This is a genomic window from Phyllobacterium sp. P5_D12 (assembly GCF_054049495.1).
Map to the genome: position 1 here is coordinate 1 of NZ_JBFUMG010000380.1, position 4456 is coordinate 4456.

The window sequence follows — 4456 nt, forward strand, 5'->3', positions numbered from 1 at the left end:
CGGCAGCAATAGCTGCCTGGAGGGTGTCCGGCCGCATCCGGAATTGGTCGTCAACAGGAATCAAACGAAGGTTCTTTCTCCCAATTCCGAGCAGTGCGACAGCCTTCGGGATGGACATATGCACCTGCTCGGAGGCATAAACGACGCAGCTGCGTGCCCCTGTTTCGTTCGCGGGCAACTTTGCTTCCCGCGCCATCGCCAGCCCCATCAAGTTTGCCGCCGAGCCACCGCCGCACAGACTGCCCGTGAACTTGGCGCAACCGACTGCCTCTGCCAACCATCCGATAACGGCGTGTTCGATCGAGGTCGCCGCCGGAGCTGACCGCCACGCTGTCACATTCTGGTTGAGCACCGCCGCGAACAATTCTCCCAATGCCCCAACCGGTTCGCCCGAACCGACGACATAGCCGAAGAACCTGCCGGTGGACGGCCGCACATGCTCGGCGATCAGCTTGAAATCCTGCAAGACGTTCTGACCACGCCCTTCCTCAGCCCAGGGCCGTGAGAAAAGTTCCGTAGTTTGTTTGCCGCTGGTCGACGGATACGCTGGACGTTCCTCAAGAGAAGCCCAATAGGATTTGGCAAGACCTATTGCCTCGTCMGCCAAGCGTGACATTTCCTGGTTGGAGATTTCCAGTTCGTTCATAGGCGCTTTCCTGGGGATACGACCACAGGATGGCTGGTTTCCAACAAAACTTCAATCGCTCTGCCTGCGGTTGCCTGGGCGCGATCGCCGTGAGATGAGCTACTTCGCTTCTTGAAGGATGTGGGCGATTTTCTCTCGCCACTATGTCGCATGTCCGTGCTCTGCGACATTTTGCATAGCTTCTATGCAGAAGCCACTATTGCTCCAATACGTAGCAATGTTATCGTGCCCAAGTCGGGTTCTACTCCTCCCAGATTGACCCGGCGCCGAATGTACTGCACCTCCTTCCGCGGTACATTTACAATCAGGACCGCTGCACCTCCTCCCGCAGCGGTCCTTTTGTTCCTGGTGCTCCGTACCGCCTGTGGCGGCGCACTCATCGCCTTGAACGGCAGCGATACCATTCCTTTGCTGGCAAAGGAATGTGGTTAATCCMGTATAGATCCACAGTATAGACCATGGCGTCTTTTACGCGGTCGGTCCATGCGATTACCGCCGAATAGTCCGTCGGCAAGAATCCGCAATCCTCGGTCCGGTGGCTGTAGGCGTAGATCGCAATGTGTGTGCGATCATGAGGTCGTTACCAAAAGAGTGCGGGCTGCGGCTTCGCGCTTGCCGGCAGCGAGCGCGCCCTTCCTCGGGTTTCAAGCACGGGAACGGCCCCGGGCGGATTAATAAGGTTAGGAAGGCGTCGGAGCGAATTTCCCCTCGGAGATTGACACGGTGCGGCTGTTGTACGGCATCTTGAGCAGCCCAATCAAATCCTGGCTTTCCAGCCATTTTGCGATGGCACGATAGTATTCTGATCACTTTTCAGGGATCCGGTTCCAGCGCCGGTTAGTTTTCCAACCTATGCACACGGAAGCGCAGAGCGCCTTCATTTTGAAGCAGGTCACCGAAGTCTACCGTAAGGCTGGGATTTCCGACCGACGTTCTCCGACTGGCGCAAGAAATATGCCTGCCTGATGCCATCGGAGATGCCCGGCCGCGGCAGTTTGAGGAGGAGAACGCGGATCATTGCGAACATGTCGCTGGACAAGGCCATGCTGCAGGACGTTTTGCCGAAAAAGCTGTGAAACCTGCGCGCAAGCGCAAGCTTGTCGACGAGGAGCCGTATATTAGTTCCTTTACAGGATCCTTGGATCAAAAATGTCCTGTGCTGCAGCCATCTACATGAGGACCTCGATTATCAACCGAACAAGGAACTTCTGAACAGGCTGACAACCGACTTCCCGAGTGTCCCTACTTTCGCAACGTTATCCGGGGCAATGCGAAACAGTACCCGCACAAGTTCGTTATGCTGCTGGAAGTTCGGCAGGATCCTGTAGTGGTCTGGAGGGCACTGTCACATTGTTTGGAGGCTAGTCGTGCGAAAGGCATGTCCCTCTTTTCAGGCAATCTGGCCGCTGATTGCTTTCCACTCACCCATGGCCTGCAGGCGGTAATTTCGGATCTGAAATGCTGAGCGATTTATACGGGACGGAACAAAGAGATTGCGAACAGCAGAAAAGACGGAAACAAAATGCTGCAAGCTGCCGATCGATCGAAAGCCTTGGCGCATTCGCTCGCGTTTTCGAAACGGAACATGCGAATTCTCTGCTCGATTGTTCAAGCCTTTGTGAGAACGATGCTCGACGTCTGGAATGACCTGAAGCCTTGCTGCGCCATAGGAGCGCAACTTGTCAGTGATCATACGCTTCGGCACCATGCCCTGCTTCTTCATCAGACGTATCAGCAATCGCCTGGCCGCCTTGGTATTGCGGCGGTTCTGGACACAAAGCCGTCTTGGTCAACCGCCCGCCACAGCCAGCATCGCTTGCCGTTGATGCGCACCGCGACTTCATCGAGGTGCCAGACATCATCGCTGGAAGGCGGCTTTCGGCAAATACGCCGAGCATATTCAGGGTCATGTTTTCTGCCCCACCGACGGATAGTCTCATAAGACACGACGATCCCTCGTTCCAGCAGCATTTCTTCTACATGGCGCAGGCTCAACGGAAACCGATAATAGAGCCAGATGGCACGGGCGATAATCTCTGGCGGGAACCGGTGGTTCTTGTAATGAGCGATGGGCTGGTTCATGGCGCATCATCTATCGACAATCTCTTAACCCGAAATCAACGTGACATTCCCCGAAATCGAGATCACAGAAAGCGCTCTGGTTCGCGACACCGAGATGGGCATGGCGATCGTGTCGGACCTGCACAATGCAGGTGTTCGCATCGCACTTGATGATTCGGTCACGGATTTTCCAGCCTGTCGCAGTTAGGCAATCTTAGCTTCGACATCGACCCCAGCTTCATTGCTGACTGTGAGCACGACGTGAAGCGGCGCAAGATTGTTCAGCGCTGCGCGCCCAGCGGACGACATAGCCGGTCTGATCACCTCCTTCGAACCAGCCGAAATTCGGGCAGGACAACGCCAGTCGTCCCCACCTTGGCTTCCTCAATGCTTATCTTCCGTTCTTCTCCCGCCATACGGCGAAATCAGCCTTTGGCTTGTCACTTGTAGCCGGATAGAGGCCGATGATCGTCGCACCGTTCATGACTTGCTCTGTGACAAAATCCTCATAAGCGGTCATTTCCAGCGTCTCGTCGGCGATCTCGTCCGCCAAATGCCGCGGAATAACGATGACGCCTTCATTGTCCCCGACAAGCACATCGCCCGGAAAAACCGCGACATCGCCACAGCCGATTGGGACGTTGATATCGTAGGCTTGGTGGTGGGTAAGGTTGGTTGGAGCCGAAGGACGATTATGGTAGGCGTGAATGCTTAAATTGGCAATCTCAGGACTGTCGCGGAAGCCTCCGTCAGTAACCACACCCGCCACACCCCTCACTTGCAGCCTTGATATCAATATGGAGCCAGCCGAAGCTGCCCGGGCATCCTTGCGGCTATCCATCACCAGGACGGCTCCCTCGGGACATTGTTCCACCGCGGCGCGCTGCGGATGATTGGGGTCCTTGAAGACCTCGATCGTGTTAAGGTCTTCGCGGGCCGGTATGTAGCGCAGCGTAAAGGCTTGCCCGACCATATTGGTCTGCTTCGCCGACAGCGGTCGCACATCTTGGATGAACTGGTTGCGCAGCCCACGCTTGAACAGCGCCGTCGCGATCGTTGGCGTGGCCACGCCCATCAGCTTTTTGCGCGCTTCTTCACTTAGATCATAGTTTGTCATTCGTTGTCCTCGGATGTCAGTAGATATCTGGTTCGGGAGCGGATGGTCCAAAGCGTGTTTCGAGAAAGTCAAAATCCGCGCCCGTGTCGGCTTGGCCCACGTGTCTGGCGAACATCCAACCGTAGCCTCGACCAGCCTTGTCTGCCGGTTTCCTCCATTCGGAGCGACGGCGTTCGATTTCACCATCGTCCACCAGCATGTCGATCCGGCGCGCCTTCAGGTCGAGCCGCACGATGTCGCCCGTTTTCAGAAGAGCCAACGGGCCGCCGACATGCGATTCCGGCGATACGTGCAGAACGCAGGCTCCATAGCTGGTGCCGCTCATGCGAGCATCGGACAGACGCAGCATGTCCCGATATCCCCTCTTGAGCAGGACCTTCGGCATCGGCAACATGCCCCATTCGGGCATGCCCGGGCCGCCCTGCGGCCCGGCCCCGCGCAGCACCAGAACATGATCGGGAGTGACGTCAAGATTTTCGTCGTCGATCGCTGCTTTCATTTCAGGGTAGCTGTCGAAAACCAATGCCGGGCCCTGATGCTGATGCAGCCTTGGATCGCATGCGGCTGGCTTTATGACCGCGCCCGTGGGAGCGAGGTTGCCCCTAACGACCGCGAGCGAACCTTCCTGATAC

General features: G+C 56.6%; 3 protein-coding genes and 2 pseudogenes. 1 reads left to right on the forward strand and 4 read right to left on the reverse strand.

The genetic code is table 11. The features are described 5' to 3' along the window. Both ACXJ5O_RS19835 and ACXJ5O_RS19840 read right to left on the reverse strand, forming a co-directional pair. On the reverse strand, positions 1-646 hold a 646-nt coding region (locus tag ACXJ5O_RS19835), incomplete at its 3' end, for a pyridoxal phosphate-dependent decarboxylase family protein (RefSeq protein ID WP_457301394.1). A gap of 1390 nt (positions 647-2036) precedes the next feature. Beyond that, positions 2037-2728, reverse strand: a pseudogene (locus tag ACXJ5O_RS19840) (IS6 family transposase). A 40-nt stretch (positions 2729-2768) separates the two neighbouring features. Between ACXJ5O_RS19840 and ACXJ5O_RS19845 the strand changes: the two are divergent. Beyond that, positions 2769-2915, forward strand: a complete 147-nt coding sequence (locus tag ACXJ5O_RS19845) for a hypothetical protein (protein ID WP_457301395.1) — start codon at positions 2769-2771, stop codon at positions 2913-2915. 183 nt (positions 2916-3098) lie between these two features. Here the strand turns inward: ACXJ5O_RS19845 and ACXJ5O_RS19850 are convergent, their stop codons facing one another. Beyond that, positions 3099-3824, reverse strand: a complete 726-nt coding sequence (locus ACXJ5O_RS19850; RefSeq protein WP_457301396.1) for a ribonuclease activity regulator RraA — start codon at positions 3822-3824, stop codon at positions 3099-3101. A 16-nt stretch (positions 3825-3840) separates the two neighbouring features. Then, positions 3841-4456 (reverse strand): annotated as a pseudogene (locus ACXJ5O_RS19855) (dihydroxy-acid dehydratase); the annotation flags it as partial.

What these genes read in the sequence shown, in the direction of transcription:
- ACXJ5O_RS19850 (WP_457301396.1), bottom strand. Translation starts at nt 3,824, where the DNA reads ATGACAAACTATGATCTAAGTGAAGAAGCGCGCAAAAAGCTGATGGGC.